Source organism: Simplicispira psychrophila DSM 11588, assembly GCF_000688255.1.
Classification (GTDB): domain Bacteria; phylum Pseudomonadota; class Gammaproteobacteria; order Burkholderiales; family Burkholderiaceae_C; genus Simplicispira; species Simplicispira psychrophila.
In genome coordinates this window covers 1-24,713 of sequence record NZ_JHYS01000011.1, presented here as the reverse complement: position 1 = coordinate 24,713, position 24,713 = coordinate 1, and the positions used below count along the sequence as shown (strand labels likewise).

Genomic DNA, 24,713 nt, shown 5'->3' with positions numbered 1-24,713 from the left:
ACATGAGCGACGCGTCGTCCCTGCCGATTACCCTCCCTGCCACTACGGCAGCTACTGCGGCGACCCCGGTGGCCCCGGTGGTCCCGACAGCGCCTGCCCCCACAGGCCGCAGCGCCCGCATCATTGCCGTCACCAGCGGCAAAGGCGGCGTCGGCAAGACCTTTATCTCTGCCAATCTGGCAGCCGCATTGACACGCCGTGGCCAGCGCGTACTGGTGCTGGACGCCGATCTGGGGCTGGCCAACCTCGACGTGATCCTGAACTTGCACCCCAAGATCACGCTGCACGATGTCTTTACCGGTAAAGCCAAACTCAACGACGCCATCGTGGCCGCACCCGGTGGCTTCTCCGTACTACTGGCCGGCTCGGGCATGGTCGAATATTCTCGCCTGACGCCGGAAGTACGCAACGAATTCCTGAACATCATCCAGCTGCTGACACCGCGCTACGACGTCATCTTGCTGGACACCGGCGCCGGCATCTCGGATGTGGTGCTGTTCTCCATCTCGCTGGCCTCTGAAGTGCTGATCGTTGCCACCCCCGAGCCGACCTCGCTGACCGACGCCTACGCCGCCATCAAGGTGCTCACGGTGCAACAAAAACGACAACATGTGCGCATGGTGGTCAACCAGGCGGTACGCCCGGGCGATGGCCGGGCCATCACTGGCCAGTTGCAGCAGGTGCTCGACCGCTTTGTCGCCACCGAATCGGGTCGGCCGATGCGCCTGATCCACATGGGCGACATCCCTGCCGATCCGGCCGTGCGCGACGCCATCATGCGCCGCCAACTGCTGCTGCTGCACACCCCCGGCTGCCCTGCAGCGCTGGCGATTTCACAACTGGCCAACAAGATCGAAGAATCGCTACTGGTGCGCGCCCCCTGAGCATTGGTGCCTTCCTGGTGCCTTCTTGGTGCCTTCCTGACGCGCAGTACCGCCTGCGCATAGCATTGCAACCATGCTCCCCATCCTGAATATTTCCTGCTACAAGTTTGTGCCCCTGCCCGATGCGGCAGTACTGCGCAACACGCTGCAAGCGCGCGCCAGCGCAGCGCAACTGCTGGGCACCATCTTGCTGGCCGAGGAAGGCATCAACTTCTTTCTCGCCGGACATGCCGAACCTGTGCGCGCTTTTATCGACACCTTGCGGCAAGACGCACGCTTTGCCGATCTGCAGCCCAAGGAGAGCTGGTCGGCGCAGGTGCCATTTCGCAAAATGCTGGTCAAGGTCAAGCGCGAGATCATCCGCATGGACCACCCGGCCATCGTGCCCAGCCAAGGGCGCGCGCCCTCGGTCGATGCGCCGACGCTGCGCCGCTGGCTGGCCCAGGGCCACGACGATACCGGCCGTGCAGTGGCGATGCTGGACACGCGCAACGACTTCGAGGTCGATGCCGGCACGTTTGATGGCGCCATCGACTGGCGCATCAGCAAGTTCACCGAATTTCCGCCGGCCCTGCGCGCGCACAAGACCGAACTGGCCGGCAAGACCGTAGTGAGCTTTTGCACCGGCGGCATCCGCTGCGAAAAAGCCGCCCTCCTGATGCGTGAAGAAGGTGTCGAGCACGTCTACCAGCTGGAAGGCGGCATCCTCAAATACTTCGAGCAGACCGACGGCAACTACTACCACAACGGCTGTTTTGTCTTTGATGCGCGCCGGGTGCTGGAGCCCAGCTTGTCTGTCAGCCCGTCAAACACTATCAATAAATGAGCTAACAGCGCTTTTCTGGCAAGGGCTTCAGGCCAATTTCCCTTCAAATCGGTGCTATCAGGCTGCCAAGTCAAACACTAGCACTTCGGCGTCTTTGGCACTGCCCAAGCGCAAAAGGGACTCACCCTGCAGCAGCGCGGCATCGCCACCCACCAGCGCCTGGCCGTTGACCTCCAGTGCTCCACGTATCAGATGCACATAGGCTTTGCGCGCGGGGTGAAGCACCAGGGCAGTGGCCTCGGCGCCGTCAAACAGACCGGCGTACATGGACGCATCCGCGTGCACGCGCACAGAGCCTTGTGCGCCGTCGGGCGACGCGACCAAACGCAGGACACCACGTTTTTCAGCCTGTGTAAAACTTTTTTGCTCATAGCTCGGCGCGATGCCCTTCACCTGGGGCTCGATCCAGATCTGCAGAAAATGCGTGGTCTGGCCGGCCGCATGGTTGAACTCACTGTGCACCACGCCGCTTCCGGCACTCATGCGCTGCACATCGCCTGGCGGGATGCCCTTGATGTTGCCCAGACTGTCCTGGTGTGCCAATTCGCCCGAGAGCACGTAACTGATGATTTCCATGTCCTGGTGGCGGTGTGCGCCAAATCCGGTACCCGGGGCAATGCGGTCTTCATTAATAACGCGCAGATTGCCAAACCCCATGTGCAGAGGATCGTGATAGCCGGCAAAAGAAAAGCTGTGAAACGAATTCAGCCAGCCATGGTCGGCATGGCCTCGGTCTTGCGATTTGCGAAGGGTCAACATAAAAATCTCCTGTAATGGCTTGACTTTATGTCCGGCAATTTTAAAAAAGATACAGCCATCTTGACGGAATAATTCAAATAATTTCAATGAAATAATGACAACCATACAAAATTCGCGCAACTGTCTGACGCCTGACAATCTGGCTCTGCTGCAATGCATTGCTGATAAGGGCAGTTTTGCCGCCGCGGCACGCCACCTGGGCTTGGTGCCCAGTGCCCTGACTTACCGCGTGCGCCAGATCGAAGATGCGCTGGATGTGCTGCTGTTTGACCGCAGCGCGCGCCAAGCCCGGGCGACGCAGGCCGGAGCCGAATTGCTGCGCGAGGGCGCGCGATTGCTGACCGACATCAGCGCGGTGGCGCACCGCATCCAGCGCGTCGCTACGGGCTGGGAGCCGCAGTTCACCATTGCCGTGGATGGCGCCGTTTCGCCGCACACCATGCTGGAACTGGTGGAAGCGTTCTATAGCCAAGCACCGCCCACCCAGCTCAAATTGCGCGACGAAATCTTGACCGGAACGCTGGAGGCGCTGACCAGCGGGCAAGCCGATCTGGCCATCGGTGTGGTGGTCAACACCTCCCGCGTGGCCGGCCTGCAGCAGGACGTGCTCGGCGAGACCTCTTTTGTCTTTGCCGTGGCACCGCACCACCCGCTGGCCCACGTGCCCGAACCTCTCTCCGACGCCACCTTGCTGCTGCACCGCGCCATTGCCGTGGCCGATTCCGCCCAAGGACAAGGCGTCAGCATGGGCCTGCTCCCAGGCCAGGATGTCTTCACGGTAGGCTCCATGCAGGCCAAGCTGCAGGCGCAGTTGCGCGGGCTGGGCTGCGGCTTCCTGCCCGAACCGATGGCACGTCCTTACCTTGCAGCGGGTCACTTGGTCAGTCGCCAACTGGCCCGTCCGACGCGCAGCTTTCGCCTGCACTACGCCTGGAACGCCACCCCTCTGGCCCAGGGCGGCCGCGCCCTGCAGTGGTGGCTGGCACAGTTGCACAGCCCCAGCACCCGCGCCGCTCTGCTGAGCAACCACCATTTTTAGCACCACGGCTCCCCTTGGCAGGCAGTGCCAGATAACGGGGCAATTTCTTCCTGGCGCCCAGCGCCAGGCGTGTAGAGTGGCCCTGTTTACTTTCCTACACAGAGACATCCCCGAAAGGCCTCCCATGCCCCCGCGCTCACCTGCTCCAGCACCCCGTCCCCGAAGCGCCCGCACTTCCAGCGCCTCCATCGCTCCCAGTACTTCCAGCACCTCTCGTGCACCGCGCCACTTTGCCATCATCGGTGCCGGCGTGGCCGGCATTGCCTGCGCCCGCACGCTGGTGCAAGCCGGCCACCAGGTCACCGTCTTTGAAAAAGCCGATCAGGTCGGCGGCCGCACTGCCACTTGCGACACCCCGCACGGCAGCTTTGATGCCGGCACCCAATACTTCACGGTGCGCGACGACCGTTTCGCGCTGGCCCTGGCCACCGTGCCCGGCGTGTGCCGCCCCTGGAGCGCCAACGCCGTGCGCGTGCTCGATGCCGCCGGCCGCGTCGCCTCGGCCAGCCAGCCACCGCATGAAGCGCACTGGGTCGCCTGCCCCGGTATGGACGCCCTGGCCCAAGCTTGGGCACAGCCGCTGCAACAAGCGGGGCAACTGCACACCGACGCCCGCGTGGTCTGCATCGAGCGCGACCGGTTGCAGCCCAGCGGCTGGCAGCTGAGCATTGAAAACACCAACGGCGAGCAACAAGTACACGCCGGCTTTGATGCCGTGCTGCTCGCCCTGCCCGGCCCGGCCGCGCGCGCCCTGCTGGTGTCGTCCGACCTGCACACCCCCATCATCGACACCATGGCCAGCGCCACCATGGCGGCCTGCTGGTCGCTGATGCTGGCCTTTCCACAGGCCATCGGCCCGGGCCTGACGACGCTGGGCCCACAGTGGAATGCCGCGCGCAGCACGCACCACCGCATTGCCTGGCTGGCACGCGAGTCGTCCAAGCCCCAGCGCAACAGCCTGGAGCGCTGGACGGTGCAAGCTAGCCCCGCCTGGTCGGAAGAGCACCTGGAAGACAACCCCACGCGCGTGCAGGACAAGCTACTCAAGGCCTTCGCTGAAGTCACCGGCATCCGCGCCACGCCCAGCTATGCCCAGGTGCGCCGCTGGCGCTATGCGCAAACCTTGCAGCCGCTGGGTCAAAGCCACCTGTGGGATGGCGACGCCAACCTGGGCGCCTGCGGCGACTGGTGCCTGGGTCACCGACTGGAAGACGCCTTCCTCTCCGGACTGGAAATGGCACTCGCCGTGGCATGACGAACGTGAAGGGCGCAAGCGCCGGCTACGTCGGCCGTTTTGCTCCCTCCCCCACCGGGCCGCTGCACGCCGGCTCGCTGGTGGCAGCACTGGCCAGCTGGCTCGACGCCCGCGCCTGCAACCCAGGCGGCCAGGGCGGTCGCTGGCTGGTACGCATCGAAGATGTCGATACCCCGCGTTGCATGCCCGGCGCGGGCGAGCACATCTTGGCGCAGCTGGCCAGTTGCGGCCTGCGGCCCGACGACACACCGCTGTGGCAATCCACCCGCAGCCCCACCTACCAAACTGCGTTAGCGCAATTGCAGGCCGCGGGACTGGCCTACCCCTGCGCCTGCTCGCGCAAAGACATCGCCGCGGCCCACGCCGTGCAGGGCCATGCGCACCAGCGCCATATCGAGCAACCCTACCCCGGCACCTGTCGCAGCGGACTGCAAGGACGCAGTGCACGCGCCTGGCGTTTCAACACCACTGATTTTTGGCCTCAATTTGAGTCAAAACAGGCTCAAGCGCTTGCGCAGCAAGCGCAACTAGCTATTAATAAAGGAGCATCGCAGGTACTGCACTGGTACGACCGGCGCCTGGGAGCGCAGCAGCAAGACGTACTGCATACCGTCGGCGACTTTGTGCTGCGCCGCGCCGATGGCCTGTGGGCCTACCAATTGGCCGTGGTGGTGGACGACGCCGCGCAGGGCATCACGCATGTAGTGCGCGGTGCCGACCTGGCCGACAACACGCCGCGCCAGATCCTGCTGCAGCACGCACTGGGCGTAGCCCCACCGTACTATTTGCACACCCCTTTGGTGCGCGGCACCGATGGCGAGAAGCTGTCCAAACAGCATGGCGCACCGGCCCTTGATCTACAACAACCCCTCGTCAGTTTGAACGATGCGGCCACCACATTGGGCCTGCCACCTTTACTATCGATAGCGAACAATTCGCTGTCTGATGCCCTGGCACTGTGGGTCAACGCCTGGAGGCATCTCTACAATCGCGCACTGTGACTGAATCCGCCCTCCCCCCTTCCCCCCCCGAATCCCCTGCCGCTCCCGTGGTCGGCACGGCGCCGGCTGGCGTCGCTTATCCCAAAACCATCAAAAGCTTTGTCCGCCGCACCGGCCGCACCACCAGCGGCCAAGCCAAGGCCTTTGAAGAACTGGGGCCGCGCTTCATCCTGCCCTACACCGGCCAACGACTCGACGCTCCGGCCGCCTTTGGCCGCACAGCACCCCTGGTGCTGGAAATTGGCTTTGGCATGGGCGAGGCCACGGCGCACATTGCGCGCGTGCGCCCCGAAGACAATTTTTTGTGCTGCGAAGTGCATGAACCCGGCGTTGGCGCCCTGCTCAAGCGCCTGGGCGAACAAGGCCAGACCAATGTACGCATCCTGGCCCACGATGCGGTTGAAGTGATAGACCACATGCTCACGCCGACCAGCCTGGATGGCGTACACATCTTCTTTCCCGACCCCTGGCACAAGAAAAAGCACAACAAACGCCGCCTGATCCAGGCGCCTTTGATTGCCAAGCTGGCCACCCGTCTCAAGCCCGGCGGCTACCTGCACTGCGCTACCGACTGGCAGCCCTACGCCGAACAAATTTTGCAAGTGCTGTCTGAGCAGCCCCTGCTGCGCAACAGCACTGACAGCGCCAGCGGCTATGCCCCGCAGCCCGACTACCGCCCCCTGACCAAGTTTGAAAACCGAGGTCTGCGTTTGGGCCACGGCGTCTGGGATGTCGTATTTGTACGCGTGGCCTGACACGCAGCACACCCGCACCGGACGCCAAGCCACACTGCCATGAAACCCCTTCTGCAAAACCTGGTCGAAATGACCGGTCACCGCGATTATTTGCGGCTTGAAGTCTCCGTACTGTCCACGCTGCAGCAGCTCTCGGGTATTTTGGAAGTGCGCGCCCTGGAGGTGTTTTTACTCAACGGCGTGCGCTACATACGGCCCCGTACTTGGATGCTCAGCGGACAATGGACATCGACCGAGTCCGAGGCTGGCACCGATCCCCAGCGCCGCCCCCTGGATCAACTGCCCGCGTTGCAGACCTGCATCCAGGAACGCGGCAGCCATGCCCGTGCCAACCTGGGCAAAGGCCGCCATACGCTGTGGCTACCGGTGTGGATGCACGACCAAGTCAGCACCTGCCTGGAAGTGACCCAATCGCGCCCGTTTTCAGTGCACCGCCTCGAAGTGCTCACCGCCATTTTCAATGTCTACCAGAACTACCAAAGTCTGCTTGACTACAGCGAGCGCGACGCCCTCACCGGCTTGTTCAACCGCAAGACCTTTGACGAACAGTTTGCCCGCCACTCAGGCACTGAAAATCGCGCAGCCACAGCGCCCAACGACGCCCGCCTTCCCGGCGGAGAATTGCAGCAATGGCTGGCCGTCATCGACATCGACCACTTCAAACAGGTCAACGACCGCTTTGGCCACCTCTACGGCGATGAAGTGCTGATCCTGATGGCCAACGTCTTGCGCAGCTCCTTTCGCAGCCACGACCGGATTTTTCGTTTTGGTGGCGAAGAATTCGTGGTGCTGCTGCGCTCCACCTCGTTGGCCACGGCGCACAAAGTCTTCAACCGTTTTCGCCAGGCGGTCGAAGAGTACAGCTTCCCGCAGGTCGGCCGCATCACGGTGAGCGTGGGCTTTGTTTCCTCCGCCTCCAACACACCCGTCGAAATCCTCGGCCAGGCCGACCAAGCGCTGTATTTCGCTAAAGAAAACGGCCGCAATCAAGTGCGCTTCTACGATGAACTGGTCGCCAGCGGCGACTTGCAGGCACGCATCAGCAACGAAGATATCGAGCTGTTTTAGGACGGGGCCCTCGGGTAGCTGTACCAACCCGACCTACAAGGCTAGAAAAAACAAAAGGCGCATCCAGCGCCTTTTGTTTCTTCAGCGATGCCCTACATCACATTTTCTGCGCGACCCAGCCAGCAACCGAAGCCAACGCGGCCGGCAGGCCTGCCGGATTGGTACCGCCAGCCATCGCCATATCGGCCTTGCCGCCGCCCTTGCCGCCGACTTGTTGCGCGACAAAGTTGACCAGCTCACCGGCCTTGATCTTGCCCATCGCGTCAGCCGTCACACCGGCTGCAATTTGCACCTTATCGCCATCGACCGTGGCCAGCACGATGGCGGCGCTTTTCAGCTTGTCTTTCAGCTTGTCCATGGTGTCGCGCAAAGTCTTGGCATCGGCCCCGTCCAGGCGCACCGCCAGCACCTTCAGGCCGTTCACATCCACCGCCTGATCCAGCAGCCCATCGCCTTGCGATGAGGCCAGCTTGCCCTTGAGCGCGGCCACGTCTTTTTCCAGCGCTTTGACTTGCTCCAGCACTTGGCCGACGCGGCCAGTGATCTCGGCTGCCGGTGCTTTCAGCACACCCGCAACTTGCGACACGGTGCCTTCGAGCGACTGCAAATAGGCCAGCGCGTTCAGGCCAGTGACAGCCTCGATGCGGCGCACGCCGGCGGCCACGCCACCCTCGCCCACCACCTTGAACAAACCAATGTCGCCCGTCCGCTGTACGTGCGTGCCGCCGCACAGCTCGCGGCTGCTGCCAATGTCGAGCACGCGCACGGTTTCGCCGTATTTCTCGCCAAACAGCATCATGGCGCCAGTTTTTTGGGCTGACTCGATGTCCATCACGCGCGCTTGTGTGGCGCGGTTGGCTAACACTTCTTCGTTTACGCGGCGCTCAATCTCGCGGATCTCAGTAGCGCTGACCGGCGCGCCATGCGCAAAGTCAAAGCGCGTGCGCTCGGCGTTGACTAGGCTGCCCTTTTGCTGCACATGTTCACCCAGCACCTCACGCAGCGCCTTGTGCATCAGGTGCGTGGCCGAGTGATTGCGCACCGTGGCAGCGCGCACAGCCGTGTTCACCTGCGCCTGCACCGTGTCGCCGACATTCAAAGTGCCCTCGGCCAGCGTGCCGTGGTGGCCAAACACGTCGGCCTTGATCTTTAGCGTGTCGTCCACCGCAAAACGGGCCGAGCCGCTGGTGATAGTCCCTTCGTCGCCGACCTGGCCGCCGCTTTCGGCATAGAACGGCGTGCTGTCCAGCACCACGATGCCGTTTTGACCCTGTTTCAGGGCTGCAACGCTGACACCATCTGCGTAAATAGCTACGATTTTTGCAGTGGATTCAAGCAGTTCATAGCCGACAAATTCGTTGCCATCGCCGCTGTAATCCAGCGCCTTGTCCATCTTGAACTTGCCCGCCGCACGCGCCTGGGCCTTCTGCTTTTCCATCGCCACCCTGAAGCCGGCCTCATCCACTTCGATGCCGTTTTCGCGGCAGACGTCATTGGTCAAATCCAGCGGAAAGCCGTAGGTGTCGTGCAGTTTGAAAGCGACATCGCCCGGCAGCAGCTTGGCGCCACCGGCCAGCGCGCTGTCCAAAATCTCCATGCCGTTGGCCAGCGTCTCAAAGAAGCGCTCTTCCTCGGCTTTCAGAATGTCGGTGATGCGTTGCTCTTGCGCGCGCAATTGCGGGTACGCGTCGCCCATCAAGCGCACCAAATCGGCGACCAGCTTGTGGAAAAACGGCGTTTTTTGCCCCAGCTTGTAACCGTGGCGGATGGCCCGGCGCACGATGCGACGCTGCACATAGCCGCGGCCTTCATTGCTGGGGATGACGCCGTCGCTGACCAAGAAAGCGGTGGCGCGGATGTGGTCGGCAATCACGCGCAGGCTCTTGTGGTTCAGGTCGGTCATGCCGGTTTCGCGGGCGGCGGCTTGGATCAGCTGGTCAAAAATGTCGATTTCGTAGTTGCTGTGCACATGCTGCAAGATGGCAGCCAGGCGCTCCAGGCCCATGCCGGTATCGACGCAGGGCGCCGGCAGCGGTGTGACCGAGCCGTCTTCGGCCATGTCGAACTGCATGAACACGTTGTTCCAAATTTCGATGAAACGGTCGCCGTCTTCATCCGGGCTGCCGGGCGGGCCGCCGGGGATGTGCTCGCCATGGTCGTAGAAAATTTCACTGCATGGGCCACACGGGCCGGTGTCGGCCATCATCCAAAAGTTGTCGGATTTGTAGCGCCCGCCCTTGTTGTCGCCAATGCGAATCACGCGCTCGGGTGGCAGGCCGATTTCTTTCGTCCAGATGTCATAGGCCTCATCATCCTCTTGGTACACCGTGGCCAGCAGGCGGTCGGCCGGCAATTTATAGACTTCGGTCAGCAGCTCCCAGGCCCAGTGCAGCGACTCGCGCTTGAAGTAGTCGCCAAAGCTCCAGTTGCCCAGCATTTCAAAAAAGGTGTGGTGGCGCGCGGTGTAACCGACGTTTTCCAAGTCGTTGTGCTTGCCGCCAGCACGCAGGCAGGCTTGCACCGAGGTGGCGCGCACGTAGGGACGCTTGTCGGTGCCCAAAAACACGTCCTTGAACTGCACCATGCCCGAGTTGACGAACATCAGCGTCGGGTCGTTGCCCGGCACCAGCGGGCTGGACGGCACGATGGTGTGGCCCTTGGAGGCAAAAAAGTCCAGAAAGGTCTTACGGATGTCAGCGACGGTGAAGGTGGGTTGGCTCATGGTGTGTAGGTGTGTGTGCAGGGGGCGGCAGACGGGCGCCAGGCCCTCGGGAAGCAACCGGCAATTATAGGTTTTGCCCTGTGGCGCTGCCCACGCTGACTGGCACAGCGCCCAAAACAGGCTGGTCGCGCTGCGGGGGCGGCACCCAGAGGCTCGCCTGGCGCCAAGAGACGCCCCATCACCCGCCTAGGCACAGGGCGTAAAAGTTATTTTTCATAGCTGCAAGCGCTTATGCAGTATGCGTTTGAGGCCTAAAATACCATTAAAAGTAGCGTTCCATGCCAAGACACCCCCGGCTTGGCGGCACACGCACCCTGACAGAATCGGCCGCTTGCCATGGCATCCGATCCACCTTTGTCTCCTGATTGCATGAATTCTTCTTCTCCTGTGGCAGAGCCGAGTTGGCGCGACCGCAATACCCTTCCCTACCGCCTGCTGATCTGGTTCATGCTGGCAGCGATGGCCACTGTGCTGATGGCATTGGTGACCTACCGCGCCTCTGACTACCGCACACAAGCGGTGCAGCAGATGAACATGTCGGTCAGTGCCATCGACCTGACGCAGTTGGTCCTGCTGTCGCTGCGCGACGCAGAAACAGCGCAGCGCGGCTATCTGCTGACCAACGACACGCGCTACCTGGAGCCCTACATGGCGACACAGGCAAAGTTGCAGCAGACTTTTGACGGCCTGAAAGCACTCGAATGGCCTCCTGCGCAAAAAGAGCAGTTGCAGCAACTGCAGGCGTTGTCCCAGCAAAAAATGGCTGAAATGGCTCAAACCATCGGACTGCAACGCGATGGCAAGCGCAGCGAGGCCATGGAGATCATTAATACGGATGTGGGCCGCATGACCATGAATGCGATCCGCGCACTGGTACACGAGATGCTGGCGGGTGAGCGCAGTGAATGGGAGCGGCGCCGCCAGGTCTGGGAAGATGCTTCAAGCTTTTCTACCAATGCCACTTGGCTGGGGGCCTTGGTACTGCTGGTGCTGATCTTGGTTTCGGCAGTGATGAATGCACGCGACTACCGCATCAAAATGCAGCAAAGCTGGATCAAGAGCGGCCTGATGGGTCTGAGCGCGCGCCTGCAGGGCGACCTGCGGCTGAGCGATCTGGGCCAAGGGGCGCTGGATTATCTGGCGCGTTTCATGGATGCCAAGGTGGGTACGGCCTATACGGCCAACGAAGTGCTGGAACTGCAGCGTTTCGGCCGCTATGCGGTGGCCGATGGCGATGCTCCCACGCGCATTGCACCCGGTCAGGGAATGACGGGCCAAGTGGCACAGTCGCACACCTTGCTGCATGTGCGTGACGTGCCAGCCGGGTATCTGGCGGTTTCATCGAGCACCGGGCGCGGCGCAGCCACCGAACTGGCGGTGGTGCCAGCGGTGCTACTCAACCAATTGCATGCCGTGCTGGAGATGGGCTTCTTTCGCAAGCTGGATGCCACTGATCTGGAATTTATGCTGCGTGCAGCCGAGCTGCTGGCCTCGTCTATCCGTTCAGCGTCCGACCGCTCGAAACTGGAAGAACTGCTGGAAGAAACGCAGCGCCAGTCGGAGGAGTTGCAGGCGCAGCAGGAAGAGCTGCGCGTTAGCAACGAAGAACTGGAGCAGCAAAGCCGCATCCTGCAGGACTCGCAGGCGCAAATGGAGACACAGCAAAAAGAACTACAGCAAAGCAATCATTTTCTGGAAAAGCAGACCCGGCAACTGGAGCGCCAGACCACCGAACTGCTGATGGCACAGGATGCACTGTCCGAAAAAGCCCGCGACCTGGAAGCAGCCAGCCAGTACAAAAGCGAGTTTTTGGCCAACATGAGCCACGAGCTGCGCACCCCCCTCAACTCCAGTCTGATCCTGTCCAAGCTGCTGGCAGACAACAAGACTGGCAACCTGACCGACAAGCAGGTGAAGTACGCCCAAACTATTTCGGCAGCCGGCAACGACCTGCTGCGGCTGATCAACGACATCCTGGATTTGGCCAAGATCGAGGCCGGCCAAGCCACCGTAATCGCTGAGCCGGTGGCACTGGCGCGCACCTTGCAGGCGCTGATCGAACCGATGCGGCCGCTGACAGAAGAAAAAAACCTGGCCCTGCACTGCGTAGTGGAGCCAGGCGTGCCCGAAAACCTGCACACCGACCCCCAGCGCCTGGGCCAGGTGCTGAAAAACCTGCTTTCCAACGCCATCAAGTTCACCAGCCAGGGCGATGTCACGCTGCGCGTGAGCACACCAGCCAGCGGCCAAGTGGCTTTTGCCGTCAGCGATACCGGCATCGGCATCCCGGCGCACCAGCAACAATTGATCTTCGACGCCTTCCGCCAAGCCGATGGCAGCACCCACCGCAAGTACGGCGGCACTGGGCTGGGCCTGTCGATTTCGCGCGACTTGGCACATCTACTAGGCGGCGAGCTGACCGTGCACAGCACGCCCGGTGCGGGCAGCACCTTCACGCTGACCATTCCCGCCACCCTGGTCACGCCAAAAGAGGCACCGGCTCCAGCGTCCGAATCTGCTTCCCATACCCCATTGATATCCGTGCAGACAGCACGCGCGCCTGCTGCCGCAGTAGCGCTGGCGGCGGCTTTGGCAGCCCCAGCGACCGTGCCGACCGTGGGCAGTGGCGTGGTCGATGACCGCGACACGACCGACCCACGCGCCCGCACCATTCTGGTGGTGGAAGACGATGTACGGTTTGCGCGCATCCTGCACGAGCTGGCGCAGGAGATGGGCTTCCAGTGCCTGATGGCGGCCAGCGGCAGCGATGGCTTGGCAGCGGCCCTGCAGTACCTGCCAGACGCCGTGGTGCTGGACGTGAACCTGCCCGATTTTTCCGGCCTGGGCGTACTCGACCAACTCAAGCGCAACCCGCTCACGCGGCACATTCCGGTGCACATGGTGTCGGTGGCCGACTATGCGCAGGAAGCGCTGGGGCGCGGCGCCGTGGGCTACGCCCTCAAGCCGGTCAAGCGCGAGGAACTGGTGGAGGCCTTCCAGCGGTTAGAAGCCAAGTTCACGCAGGTGCTGCGCCGCGTGCTGGTGGTGGAAGACGATGAAAACCAGCGCGAGAGCATGCGTGAGCTGCTCAGCAATGGCGATGTACAGATCGTCGGCGCAGAAAACGCGCAGCGCGCGCTGGAGCTGCTGCGCAGCACCACTTTTGACTGCATGGTGATGGACCTGAGCTTGCCGGACATGAGCGGCTACGAGCTACTGGAACAGATGGCCGAGCAGGAGGATGTGGCATTCCCACCAGTGATCGTCTATACCGGCCGCTCGCTCACGCACGAGCAGGAACAGCAGCTGCGGCGCTTTTCCAAGTCCATCATCATCAAGGACGCCCGTTCGCCCGAGCGCCTGCTGGATGAAGTCACGCTGTTCCTGCACCAGGTCGAAGCCACCCTGCCCGATGACCACCGCCGCATGCTGCAGGTGGCGCGCGACCGCGATGCCTCGCTGGAGGGGCGCACCGTGCTGGTGGTGGAAGACGATGTGCGCAACGTCTTTGCGCTTTCCAGCGTATTGGAACCCACCGGCATTCGGGTGGAGATTGCCCGCAATGGCATTGAGGCACTGGCCGCACTGGAGCGCGCGCAGGCGCCGCAGGGCACCCCGGTCGATTTGGTGCTGATGGACATCATGATGCCGGAGATGGACGGTTTTACCGCCATGCGCGAGATTCGCAAGAAACCGGAGTGGCGCAAGCTGCCGATCATTGCCCTGACTGCCAAAGCCATGAAGGACGACCAGGAAAAATGTCTGGCCGCCGGTGCCAACGACTACATCGCCAAGCCCCTGGACGTAGAAAAATTGCTGTCGCTGGTGCGCGTGTGGATGCCCAAATAACAGGACGCTGCGTTGCCTAATCGCAAAAATACCACCCTGGACATCGAGCAGCGCCTGCTGATCGATGCGATTTACTACAAGTACCACTTCGACTTTCGCGGCTACGCGCAGGCGTCGCTCAAGAGGCGCCTGCAGGCGGCGCTGATCCATTTCGGTTGCAAGACCATCTCCCAACTGCAAGACCGGGTGCTGCACGAGCGCGAAACCTTTCCCGCGCTGCTGGAATACCTCACAGTGCAGGTCAGCGAAATGTTTCGCGATCCAAGTTATTTCCGCGCCCTGCGCGAGCAGGTGGTGCCACTGTTGCGCACCTACCCCTCGCTCAAGATCTGGGTGGCCGGTTGCAGCGCCGGTGAAGAGGTGTATTCGCTGGCCATCCTGCTGCGCGAAGAAGGCCTGCTCGAGCGTTCGCTGATCTACGCCACCGACATCAATCCTGCCGCGCTCAAAAAAGGCGAAGCCGGCGTCTATGACATCGCACGCATGCCTGCCAGCACGGAAAACCATGCGCAATCAGGCGCCCGCTCCTCGCTGTCAGAGCATTACAGCGCTGCCTATGGCCGGGTGGTCTTTGACAAGTCGCTGCGCAAGCACATGGTTTTTTCCGACCACAGTCTGGCCACAGACAGCGTTTTTTCGGAGGTGCAACTGGTGTCCTGCCGCAATGTCCTGATCTACTTTGACCGCGAACTGCAAGACCGTGCGCTGGGCCTGTTCAAGGAGGCGCTGTGCCGCAAGGGGTTTCTGGGCCTGGGCGCCAAGGAATCGCTCTTGTTCTCCTCGCATGCGGCATCTTTCGACGACTTTGTACTGAAAGACTGTATCTATCAAAAAAAGGCTGTCTTGTGATGGTGCGACAGCTACCCAAACCCCACTACCAAACCATTGTCATCGGCGGCTCGGCCGGCAGCATCGATGCACTGGCCGTGCTGCTGTCCGCCCTGCCGGCCAGTTTGCGCGCCTCGGTGCTGGTGGTGCTGCACTTGCCGCGCAACCGACCCAGTCTGTTGTGTCACATTTTTCAAAAACGCTGCGCCCTGCCTCTGCGCGAGGCACAGGACAAGGAGCCCATTGCGCCCGGCACGGTGTACTTTGCACCGCCGGATTACCACTTGCTGGTGGATGCCGGTCCGACGTTGGCGCTGTCGGTGGACCCCCCGGTGCACTACTCACGTCCCTGTATTGACGTGCTGTTCGAGTCGGCAGCCGACGCCTATGGCGCCCAGCTCATCGGCATCGTCTTGTCGGGCGCCAACCAGGACGGTGCCAGCGGCTTGGCGGCCATGCATGCGGGCGGTGGCCTCAGCATCGTGCAGGACCCTGCCAGCGCACCCGTCAGCACCATGCCCAAGGCAGCGCTGCAGCGCACGGCAGACAGCCAAGTGCTGTCCCCGCAAGGCATTGCCGCCTTGTTGGTTTCTTTACATGCGCAAGGATCTTTGTGACTTACAGCAGTCTGCCCAACGCTCTGCCTTTTTCCACCCGCGTCAAATGCCTGGTGGTCGATGACATCGAAGAAAACCTGATTGCGCTCGAAGCCCTGCTGCAGCACGACGACATCGACATCCTCAAAGCCAGCTCGGGACACGAAGCACTGGAGCTGCTGCTGCAGCACAACGACGTGGCATTGGCCCTGCTCGATGTACAAATGCCTGAAATGAACGGCTTTGAATTGGCCGAGCTGATCCGTGGCAGTGAACGCACGCGCCATGTGCCGCTGATCTTCATGACCGCCGGCTCACGCGACCAGAACTGGCAGTTCAAGGGCTATGAGACTGGGGCAGTTGATTTTCTCTACAAGCCCATCGACACGCATGCGCTGGTCAACAAGGCCCACATTTTTTTCGAACTGCACCGGCAAAAGCGCGCACTAGCGCACGAACTGCAGGAACGCACCGAAAGCCTGCGCCTGAACGAGATGTACATGGCCGTACTCAGCCATGATCTGCGCAACCCTTTGACCGCCATCCTGACCGGTGCTATGGCACTGCAACGCCCACTGACCGACCCCGCCAAGGCCCAAGTGCTAGCCCAGCAGATCCAGAACAGTGGTCGGCGCATGGCCAAGATGATCGAAGACCTGTTGGATGTAGCCCGGATACGCCAAGCCGGCAGCATGCCGCTCAGCTTGGACACTGCGTCCATGGAAAGAGTGGTCGAGCGCGCTACCCAGGAACTGCGCGAAGGTGCCAGTGGGCGCTGTATCCATGTGGGCAAACACGGCGATCTGGACGGCGTATGGGACAGCGAGCGCCTGTTGCAGGTCGCCTCCAACCTCATTGGCAATGCATTGCAGCACGGCGAGTCCGGCGGGACGGTGCAGGTCACGGTGGACGGCACGGCAGCCGCATCGGTGGTGCTGAGTGTTTCCAACAACGGCGCTCTGGCCGAGGGCCTCAAAACGCATCTCTTCAACCCCTTTCGCGAGCGCATCCACCATCCGGGGCGCCACCAAGGCCTGGGGCTGGGGCTGTATATTGCCCAGCAGATCGTACTGGCGCACGGGGGAACGATTGAGGCGCTGTCAGACAACGCACGCACCACCTTTCGTGTAGAGCTGCCGCGTATTTCGCAACGCTCAGAGGGCCGGGGACGTTTTTAGGGCAGTCTGGATTTCCACCAGCAAGTCCTCCAGCTCTTCCAGTTCAAACGGCTTGACCAGGCAACGCACATGCGGTCCCAGGGCAGAAATGGCACTGCCAAACTGGTAGCCCGTGCACAGCACCACCCAGCGCTGCGGGTTCTTGGCCAGCACGCGACGTGCCAGCTCCGTGCCTGAGAGTCCGGGCAGGCTGACATCCGTGAACAACACATCGAAAGGCTGTTGCGCATCCAGCTGCAGAGCAGCCTCGGCCGTGGCACATTTCGTGATGTAGCGCCCTTCCTCCTCCATCAGCATGGCGATGGTTTCTCTCAATTCTTCGTTGTCTTCGACGTACAGGATACGCAAGGTGTCATTTCTCGGGTGCATTGAACAAGCCACGCAGCAGCGCATGGCGATAAGTTTGCCATCTTGACGCTAAAAAAACGGCTCTTTTGTAGGACAAACGGCCATGCCATTGGGATACGCCATCGCGCAGGACTGCAACAGGCCAAGACAGGGCGGCCTGCATGGATCACCGATTCTAAAAAGCCCTGAGCAGCACGCTGGCACTGTAGGACAACCGCGCCAATCCAGCACAACTGCGGCCACAAGCCTGTTGCAAGCACTTGTCGCGGACTAGCATGGCCCATCCTGCCCCACCTGCGTCACCGCTGCCTTGCTTATGCCTTCCATCCTGCAGACAACTCCAGCGCCACCGAACACCGGTTCTGCACCCGCTGCCCATCGCGCAGGACGGTGGGCAGCGGGTGTGCTGGTGACCGTACTGGTACTGCTGCTCACGGTGCTGCTGGTGGTGTCGCAATGGGACTGGAACCGATCGCGCCCCTGGATCAACGCCAAAGTCAGCGACATCACCGGCCGCCACTTTGCCATCGAAGGCAATCTGAGCGCCGACTGGCAATGGCCCCAGCCCCTGGGGACCGGCTGGCAGCGCTGGGTACCCGGCGTCACGGTGCATGCGCAGCAGCTGGTGCTGGGCAACCGCGCCGACTTTGGCGCACAGGGCGCCCTGGACGACCCCGATGCACGCGACACACCGCCCGCTCTGGCTCCTGCCACACCCACAGCTACCACCGAGAGGAAAAAAACAGACAATCAAAACGCAGCCCTCCTGCCGGCCCCCAGCGACACGCCAACAGACAGTGCATTACCGATGGCCAGGGCTGCAGAAGCCAACGTTTCGCTGCATCTGCTGCCCCTGCTCAAGCGCACGCTGTCCTTGGGCACGGTGGTGCTGCGCGCCCCGGACGTAGCACTGGCACGTCTGGCCGATGGCCGCAACAATTGGACTTTCACGCCACGCCAAGCCGCACCTGAAAGTTCCAATCCTTGGAACGTCACCGTCGATCAGCTGCAAGTACACGAAGGTCAGGCGGCCTATGCCGATGGCATCAAGGATCTGGCGCTGCGCGCCCAGGTGGACACCCTGGATGACACAGCGCCAGCCCAATCTGGCTCTGCCGCCGCCCCCCCAGCGGACACAGCGGACCCAGGTACAGCCCCGCGTTATGGGGTGCAGTTCAAATTCCAGGGGCGTTTTGTCAAGGCCGCTGTGGCCGGAGAAGGGCAGGCCGGCCACTTGCTGAGCTTGCGCCGCAAGGTGCTGGACTACCCACTGCAGTTCAATGCACATGCCGGCGACACGCGGGTGCAAGTGCAAGGCACACTGGCCAACCCCACGGCCTTGGCAGGCATGGACTTGCAGGTGGCACTGTCGGGGGCCAGCATGGCCGACCTGTATGCGCTCAGCGGTCTGGTGCTACCCCATACTCCGCCCTACACCACCAAAGGCCGAGTGGTGGGCGACCTCACACCACAGCATGCCACTTGGCATTACCAAGACTTCCATGGCACGCTCGGCAAAAGCGATCTACACGGGGAGTTGACCTATACCTCAGGCAAACCACGCCCCAAGCTCACTGGCAAGATGCACTCCAACACCCTGCGTCTGGCCGACCTCGGGCCAACGTTGGGCACACCCGCTGGCGCACCAGCCAAGGACACCCCGCCGCCGCCCCCAGGCAAAGTGCTGCCCCACCAAAAGTTCGACACGGAGCGCTGGAACGCCATGGACCTCGACATCGTTTTCAAGGGCGAAAAGATCATTGACACCAGCAATCTGCCACTGGAAAACCTCAGCATGCATGCCGTGCTTGACAACGCCAGACTGAAGCTGGACCCGTTGCGTTTTGGCGTGGCACAGGGCGCAATCAATGCGCAGGTGCTGCTCGACAGCCGCACCGATCCCTTGCAGACGCAGGTGCGCAGCACGGTCGAGGGGCTCAAGCTCTCAGCGCTGTTTCCCAAAGTGGAATTGACGAAAAAAAGCTTGGGCCGTATGGACGGCGCCCTAGCCCTGAACGGCCAAGGCGCTTCGGTAGCCGACATGCTGGGCACGGCCACCGGCGAAGCGCGGCTGTATGTGCGCGACGGCACGCTGAGCAAGCAGTTGCTGGACTTGGCAGCACTCAACTTGGGCAGTGTCATCGTTGCCAAACTGTTTGGTCAAAACCACGAAGTGCATCTGCGCTGCGCGGTGGCTGACCTGTCGGTCAAGAACGGTATCGCGCAAACGCGCAGCGCCAAGCTCAGCACCAACGAAACCATTGTCGAAGCAGTAGGTACCATCGACATGCACCATGAATACATCGACCTGCGCATCAAGCCCGAATCGCTGCAGTGGAAATTTCTGTCACTGCGCACGCCGCTGTATGTGCGCGGATCTTTTGCCAACCCCCAAGTGGGTATCGAACCTGGCCAGCTGCTACTGCGCGCCGGTGCCGCCGTGGTCGCGGCAGCGGTAGCGCCGGCTGCGCTGGCGCTGGTGCCCATCACCGTGCCAGCCGCTGACGACGACGCGCACTGCGCCCGGCTGATGGCACGGGCCACCGCCGCCGTGAAGGCAGGTCCCGCCGGCGCAGCAACCCGGCCCGCACCCGAGGAGGTGCGCGCAGCGCCGTCCCCAGCGCACAAAACGCCCCCGTCGCCCGCCTCTGCCGCACCGGCTTCACCACCAGCTCGGGCCGACAAGCTGGATCCGAAGCTGTACGCCCCGCAATAAACTCTAGTAGCCGTCGGCGCAGCCTGAAGCGGCTTCTCTGTTCCATCCGCCCCGAGGACTCCCCCATATGACCAGATCTCCTTCCTCTCCCCTTACCCAGCTCAAAGACCCCAGTCTGCTCAAGACCGACGCCCTGATCAATGGCGCCTGGTTGCCCGGCAGCAGCCGCTTTGCCGTGAACGACCCAGCCACCGGCGCACACTTGGCCGACGTGGCCAACCTAGGCGGATCAGACGCAGAAGCCGCGATTGCCGCCGCCAACGCTGCTTGGCCGGCTTGGCGCAGCAAAACCGCCAAAGAGCGCAGCACCCTACTACGCCAGTGGTACGAGCTGCTGATGGCGAACGCTGACGACTTGGCACGCATCATGACCAGCGAGCAGGGCAAGCCGTTTGCCGAGGCCAAGGGCGAAGTCGCCTACGGTGCCAGTTTTGTCGAGTGGTTTGCCGAAGAAGCCAAGCGCGTCAACGGCGAAACGCTGCCACAGTTCGACAACAACCGCCGCCTGATGGTGCTCAAGCAGCCGATTGGCGTCTGCGCCGCCATCACACCCTGGAATTTCCCACTAGCGATGATCACGCGCAAAGTGGCGCCAGCGCTGGCGGCAGGTTGCACCGTGGTCATCAAGCCGGCCGAACTGACGCCGCTGACCGCCTTGGCTGCGTGCGAATTGGCGATGCGCGCTGGCATTCCGGCCGGTGTACTGAACATCTTGAGCGCCGATGCTGACAACTCGATTGCCATTGGCAAGGTGCTGTGCACCAGCCCAGTGGTGCGCCACATCAGCTTTACCGGCTCGACAGAAGTCGGTCGCATCCTGATGGCGCAATCGGCGCCATCCATCAAAAAAATGTCGCTTGAACTCGGTGGCAACGCCCCATTTATCGTCTTTGACGATGCCGACATCGACAGCGCGGTGGAAGGCGCCTTTGCCAGCAAGTACCGCAACGCCGGCCAAACCTGCGTCTGCACCAACCGCTTTTACGTGCAAGAGGGCGTGTACGACGAGTTCGTCACCAAGTTTGCCGCCAAGGTCAAAACCGCCAAAGTCGGTAACGGCTTTGAAGACGGCGTCAACCAAGGCCCGCTGATCGAAGAGGCTGCGCTGGACAAAGTGCAGCGCCACGTTGAAGACGCCATCGCCAAAGGCGGTCAAGTGCTGGTCGGCGGCAAACGCCTGTCCAGCTTGGGATCAGGCCAGTTCTTTGAGCCCACGGTGATTGCCAATGCCACCGCCGATATGCTGTGCGCGCGCGAAGAAACTTTCGGCCCGTTCGCGCCGGTGTTCAAGTTCAAGACCGAGCAAGAAGTGGTCGCCGCCGCCAACGACACTGAGTTTGGCTTGGCCAGCTACTTCTACAGCCGCGACGTTGGCCGTATTTTCCGCGTTGGCGAAGCACTGGAATACGGCATGGTTGGCATCAACGTCGGCATTCTGGCGACCGAGCATGTGCCTTTTGGCGGCGTCAAACAGTCCGGCCTAGGCCGCGAAGGCTCGCACTACGGCATGGACGACTATGTCGAGATCAAGTACCTGTGCTTGGGTGATATTCAGAAGTAATCAGCCCTATAATTTGGAGCTTCGCGGGTGTCGTTCAATGGTAGGACTCTTGCTTCCCAAGCAAATAACGTGGGTTCGATTCCCACTACTCGCTCCAAATCGTCATTTCAGGCCGCGTCATACCGCATCAAAAGCCCCCTCTTTCATAGGAGCGGGGCTTTTTTGTTGCCTCACGCAATGTCACGGGGCTTCATGGAAGCCCATCATTTTGTTGGTACTTTTGTTGGTAGTTGGCAGATACCAACAAACCAGATACCAACAAATCTACCCAGGGGCGCACCGTGGCACTGAGCGACACCTTTATCAAGAGCGCCAAGCACAGCGGCAAATCTGTTGGCGACAAGCACAGCGATGGCCAAGGGCTGTATCTGCACATCAAGGCAGCGGGTAAATATTGGCGCATGGCTTACCGGATGCACGACAAGCAGAAGACGCTATCCATCGGCGTCTATCCCGCCGTGTCGCTGGCGCAGGCCCGCGAAGCCCGCAAGCGCGCCAAAGAGCAACTGGCCCAAGGCGTTGACCCCAGCACCGCCAAGCAAGATGACAAGCACGCCGCCAAAGTGGCATCCACCAATACCTACGAAGCTGTGGCGCGTGAGTTCCATCAGAACAAAGCCTCTGGCTGGAGTGAAGGTCACGCCCGCAAATGGCTGCGCATGAACGAGCTATATCTGTTCCCCGAACTCAGGCGCAAGCCATTGGAGGAAATCAAGACAAAGGACGTGTTGGCAGCCTTGCAGAAGGTGGAAGCCAAGGGCACATTGAGCACGGCGCACGACTTGCAGCAGATGGCGGGGCAGGTATTGCGGTATGCCGTGCAGACGGGTCGGATAGAACAGAACCCTGCGCCCGACCTGAGAGGGGCATTGAGACCTCATATAGCGAAACACTTTGCTGCTGTGCTGGAGCCGGAAAAAGTGGCGGCACTGCTGCGTGCCATGGATAGCTACAACGGCAGTCCGACCACCAAGATAGCGCTACGGCTGGCCGCGCTTTTCTTTCAGCGTCCCGGCAATATCCGAGCGATGGAATGGACATGGATTGACCTCGACAAAGCCATGCTGACCATACCGCCCGCCAGCATGAAGCGCACCTTGAATGAGAAGGTCAACGGCAGGCAGCACCATGTTCCGCTGGCCAAGCAAGCGATTGCCGCCTTGAAAGAGTTGCAACCACTGACCGGCAGCGGGCGCTATGTATTCCCCGGTGCTCGCTCCAGTTTGCGTCCTATGTCCGACAACACCATCAACGCCGCCTTAAAGCGTATGGACTTTGGCAGTGATGACCATGTAGGCCACGGTTTTCGGGCAATGGCCAGAACCATGATTGCCGAAAGAATGACGGGCATAGACGCCGATATGGTGGAGGCGCAGCTTGGCCACGGCAAGAAGGGCGCACTGGGTGGTGCTTACGACCGCGCCGAATACATGGAGCAGCGCCGCGCCATGATGCAGACATGGGCCGACTACCTCGACCGCCTGCGTGTCGGTGCGGAGGTCATCCCGTTGGTCACCAAGGTGGCGCAAATACAAGCCAAATCGGCCTATAGCCCTTTAGATGAAAGCGCTAGCAGCTATTAAATAAGTAGCAATTGCTGGCGCTGCTGACCGTGTGGTCAGTAATGCAGCAAGCCATGCAGTCCGTTGAATATCGCAAAATAGCTATCATATGCAAACTTGGACAGTGACACTAGCACCCGCTAGCAGAGCCTGAATTGCTGGCGCTGCCAGCCGATATGCAAGCGCATTTTTTGCGTATTGCGGAGATGCTGGAGGAGTTCGGCCCGCAGCGTGTTGGACTGCCGCACGCCCGCCCGCTGGAGAGCAAGCTGTGGGAGATGCGAATGCAGGGCCGTGATGGAATCGCCCGCGCCGTGTATGCCGCCGTGCAAGACCGCCGCTTGCTGGTGCTGCATGTGTTCATCAAAAAGACGCAGACCACGCCCCGAAGTGCGATAACAACCGCCCTGAAACGATTGGAGGCCACGACATGAAAACACTGAAAGCGCTCAAACAAAACCTGCTGGCGGACCCGGCTGTACGCGCTGAATATGACGCGCTGGCCGACGAATTCGAGATGGGCCATGAGCTGGTGTCCGCCCGCGCCCGTGCCGGCTTAACCCAAGGTGAAGTGGCGCAGCGCATGGGCACGACGCAAAGTGTTGTAGCCCGTTTGGAAGGCGGCAAGGCCACGCCGTCACTGCGCAGCGTGCAGCGCTATGCCCAAGCCATCGGCTGCCGCGCGGTAGTGCGCCTAGTACTACAGCCGTAGATTTTGCTCAGGTGGCAAGGGCCGCACTACACCAGCGCCCAGGCCATCGCACAGGCGCAACCGGCGAGCGCTTGGCAGCGACTGTCGGCAGGCGCGGGTGCCAAGGGCGAGCGGCTGTATGACTGGGCGCTGGTGCCGCTGTGGCGCTGTGGCGCTGTGGCGCTTGCAGCTTGATGAGCAGGAGCGCCGCTGGGGGCACTACCTGCTGGTGCGCAGATCCCTGGGCGAGAAGAGCGAGCATGCGTACTAGGTCGTGTATGCCTCCCCCGCGATAAGGCCAGCACCACAAACCTTGCGCCGGTTGCAGGACGGCGCTGGGAGATCGAGGTGGGCTTTGAAGCCACCAAGGGCGAGTGCGGGCTCGATCACTACGAGGTGCGCCGCTGGCAGGGCTGGTACCGACACATTACGCTCTCGCTGCTGGCACACGCAGTGCTGGTGGCGCTGCGGGTACAGGCCAAAAAAAAGCGCCCCCAGAGCTGATAGCGCTGAGCGTGCCCGAACTCAGGCGCCTGCTGTCAAGGCTGCTGTGGTGCACATCTCAGGGGGCAGCCCATATCCTGCGCTGGTCTGCTTGGCGCAGGCGCCATCAGCGCCGGGCACAGCTGTGCCATTACCGGCGTCGGGGGTGCATTCCACCTGAGCAAAATCTACGGCTGTAGTACTAGACTACCATTGGCCGAGACCTGCCTGTCAGGCAGTCCGCTGCCAAAATACTGGCGACCAGAGCTTGATCTTTCTGTTGCGCTGTTTCCAGCCATTTTCGAGACGTGGATTGGCTGACGCCCTCCCCGCTTCGCCCCAGTGAGTTGTTCCGATTGCTCTCGATAGCCATCATGACTCGGCGGATTCAAAAGTGAAGTGCAACACCCAGGATTTCAGTGAATGAGGGTGGAGTGCTGCGGACTGTTGATCAGTAACTCACGGTACACGGCCAGCGGCGATCGTACCCCCAGCCCCTTTCTGGGGCGGTGGTTGATTTCATCAGCAATCGCATCAAGCTGCTCTTGGCTGTAAATGCTCAGGTCGCCTCCCTTGGGCAGGTACTGGCGCA

The 24,713-nt window shown here is 61.6% G+C and carries 19 protein-coding genes, 1 tRNA gene and 2 pseudogenes; 18 read left to right on the top strand and 4 right to left on the bottom strand.

From position 1 onward, the window contains the following. Positions 1-2 precede the first annotated feature (2 nt). On the top strand, positions 3-884 hold the full coding sequence (locus Q390_RS0111850) for a MinD/ParA family protein (protein ID WP_027996249.1): 882 nt from the start codon (positions 3-5) through the stop codon (positions 882-884). Positions 885-957: 73 nt separating this feature from the next. Then, complete coding sequence (locus tag Q390_RS0111845) at positions 958-1,710, top strand: sulfurtransferase (RefSeq protein ID WP_027996248.1); 753 nt, start codon at positions 958-960, stop codon at positions 1,708-1,710. Between the two features lie 57 nt (positions 1,711-1,767). Here the strand turns inward: Q390_RS0111845 and Q390_RS0111840 are convergent, their stop codons facing one another. Then, positions 1,768-2,469 carry a pirin family protein gene (locus tag Q390_RS0111840; protein WP_027996247.1) on the bottom strand — a complete coding sequence of 234 codons (702 nt, stop codon included), beginning with the start codon at positions 2,467-2,469 and terminating at the stop codon, positions 1,768-1,770. A 103-nt stretch (positions 2,470-2,572) separates the two neighbouring features. Here Q390_RS0111840 and Q390_RS0111835 point away from each other — a divergent pair, with 103 nt between their 5' ends. The 5 genes from Q390_RS0111835 to Q390_RS0111815 all read left to right on the top strand — a co-directional run bounded on the left by Q390_RS0111835 (position 2,573) and on the right by Q390_RS0111815 (position 7,587). Continuing rightward, complete coding sequence (locus Q390_RS0111835; RefSeq protein WP_027996246.1) at positions 2,573-3,508, top strand: LysR family transcriptional regulator; 936 nt, start codon at positions 2,573-2,575, stop codon at positions 3,506-3,508. 124 nt (positions 3,509-3,632) lie between these two features. After that, on the top strand, positions 3,633-4,763 hold the full coding sequence (locus tag Q390_RS0111830) for an NAD(P)/FAD-dependent oxidoreductase (protein ID WP_156949894.1): 1,131 nt from the start codon (positions 3,633-3,635) through the stop codon (positions 4,761-4,763). Beyond that, positions 4,760-5,764 carry a tRNA glutamyl-Q(34) synthetase GluQRS gene (gene gluQRS, locus Q390_RS0111825; RefSeq protein ID WP_027996244.1) on the top strand — a complete coding sequence of 335 codons (1,005 nt, stop codon included), beginning with the start codon at positions 4,760-4,762 and terminating at the stop codon, positions 5,762-5,764. The genes Q390_RS0111830 and gluQRS overlap by 4 nt, the downstream gene beginning before the upstream one ends. Then, positions 5,761-6,519 carry a tRNA (guanosine(46)-N7)-methyltransferase TrmB gene (gene trmB, locus Q390_RS0111820; protein ID WP_027996243.1) on the top strand — a complete coding sequence of 253 codons (759 nt, stop codon included), beginning with the start codon at positions 5,761-5,763 and terminating at the stop codon, positions 6,517-6,519. Before gluQRS ends, trmB begins: the two co-directional genes overlap by 4 nt. 39 nt (positions 6,520-6,558) lie before the next feature. Continuing rightward, complete coding sequence (locus Q390_RS0111815; protein ID WP_027996242.1) at positions 6,559-7,587, top strand: GGDEF domain-containing protein; 1,029 nt, start codon at positions 6,559-6,561, stop codon at positions 7,585-7,587. A 97-nt stretch (positions 7,588-7,684) separates the two neighbouring features. Here the strand turns inward: Q390_RS0111815 and alaS are convergent, their stop codons facing one another. Further along, positions 7,685-10,309, bottom strand: a complete 2,625-nt coding sequence (alaS, locus tag Q390_RS0111810; RefSeq protein WP_027996241.1) for an alanine--tRNA ligase — start codon at positions 10,307-10,309, stop codon at positions 7,685-7,687. A gap of 369 nt (positions 10,310-10,678) precedes the next feature. On the opposite strand from alaS, the gene Q390_RS0111805 reads away from it, so the two are divergent. The 4 genes from Q390_RS0111805 to Q390_RS0111790 are packed head-to-tail and all read left to right on the top strand — an operon-like array spanning position 10,679 to position 16,760. Next, entirely contained in the window at positions 10,679-14,158 is a 3,480-nt protein-coding gene (locus Q390_RS0111805) for a response regulator (RefSeq protein ID WP_037472882.1), read from the top strand. A gap of 12 nt (positions 14,159-14,170) precedes the next feature. Continuing rightward, positions 14,171-15,007 (top strand): CheR family methyltransferase, encoded by an 837-nt coding sequence (locus Q390_RS0111800; protein WP_027996239.1) that lies wholly within the window; start codon positions 14,171-14,173, stop codon positions 15,005-15,007. Beyond that, positions 15,007-15,603, top strand: a complete 597-nt coding sequence (locus tag Q390_RS0111795) for a chemotaxis protein CheB (protein ID WP_037472879.1) — start codon at positions 15,007-15,009, stop codon at positions 15,601-15,603. The genes Q390_RS0111800 and Q390_RS0111795 overlap by 1 nt, the downstream gene beginning before the upstream one ends. Then, the gene (locus Q390_RS0111790; RefSeq protein WP_245606911.1) at positions 15,600-16,760 is read left to right on the top strand and encodes a hybrid sensor histidine kinase/response regulator; all 1,161 of its coding nucleotides are present in this window, start codon (positions 15,600-15,602) and stop codon (positions 16,758-16,760) included. The genes Q390_RS0111795 and Q390_RS0111790 overlap by 4 nt, the downstream gene beginning before the upstream one ends. Here the strand turns inward: Q390_RS0111790 and Q390_RS0111785 are convergent. Continuing rightward, complete coding sequence (locus Q390_RS0111785) at positions 16,737-17,108, bottom strand: response regulator transcription factor (protein ID WP_027996236.1); 372 nt, start codon at positions 17,106-17,108, stop codon at positions 16,737-16,739. The genes Q390_RS0111790 and Q390_RS0111785 overlap by 24 nt on opposite strands. A 316-nt stretch (positions 17,109-17,424) precedes the next feature. Here Q390_RS0111785 and Q390_RS18345 point away from each other — a divergent pair, with 316 nt between their 5' ends. The 7 genes and pseudogenes from Q390_RS18345 to Q390_RS18335 form a co-directional block, all read left to right on the top strand. Continuing rightward, entirely contained in the window at positions 17,425-19,824 is a 2,400-nt protein-coding gene (locus Q390_RS18345; RefSeq protein WP_084153888.1) for an AsmA family protein, read from the top strand. 67 nt (positions 19,825-19,891) lie between these two features. After that, positions 19,892-21,385, top strand: a complete 1,494-nt coding sequence (locus Q390_RS0111775; RefSeq protein ID WP_027996235.1) for an NAD-dependent succinate-semialdehyde dehydrogenase — start codon at positions 19,892-19,894, stop codon at positions 21,383-21,385. A 23-nt stretch (positions 21,386-21,408) separates the two neighbouring features. Beyond that, a tRNA-Gly gene (locus Q390_RS0111770) sits at positions 21,409-21,482 on the top strand. Positions 21,483-21,666: 184 nt separating this feature from the next. Further along, positions 21,667-22,968 carry a tyrosine-type recombinase/integrase gene (locus tag Q390_RS18340; protein WP_051603211.1) on the top strand — a complete coding sequence of 434 codons (1,302 nt, stop codon included), beginning with the start codon at positions 21,667-21,669 and terminating at the stop codon, positions 22,966-22,968. Positions 22,969-23,102: 134 nt separating this feature from the next. Next, positions 23,103-23,381, top strand: a complete 279-nt coding sequence (locus tag Q390_RS0111760; RefSeq protein ID WP_027996234.1) for a type II toxin-antitoxin system RelE/ParE family toxin — start codon at positions 23,103-23,105, stop codon at positions 23,379-23,381. After that, positions 23,378-23,659 (top strand): helix-turn-helix domain-containing protein, encoded by a 282-nt coding sequence (locus Q390_RS0111755; protein ID WP_027996233.1) that lies wholly within the window; start codon positions 23,378-23,380, stop codon positions 23,657-23,659. Before Q390_RS0111760 ends, Q390_RS0111755 begins: the two co-directional genes overlap by 4 nt. A gap of 6 nt (positions 23,660-23,665) precedes the next feature. Next, positions 23,666-24,142, top strand: a pseudogene (locus Q390_RS18335) (transposase); the annotation flags it as partial. Between the two features lie 395 nt (positions 24,143-24,537). Here the strand turns inward: Q390_RS18335 and Q390_RS19955 are convergent. Continuing rightward, positions 24,538-24,713, bottom strand: a pseudogene (locus Q390_RS19955) (IS30 family transposase); the annotation flags it as partial.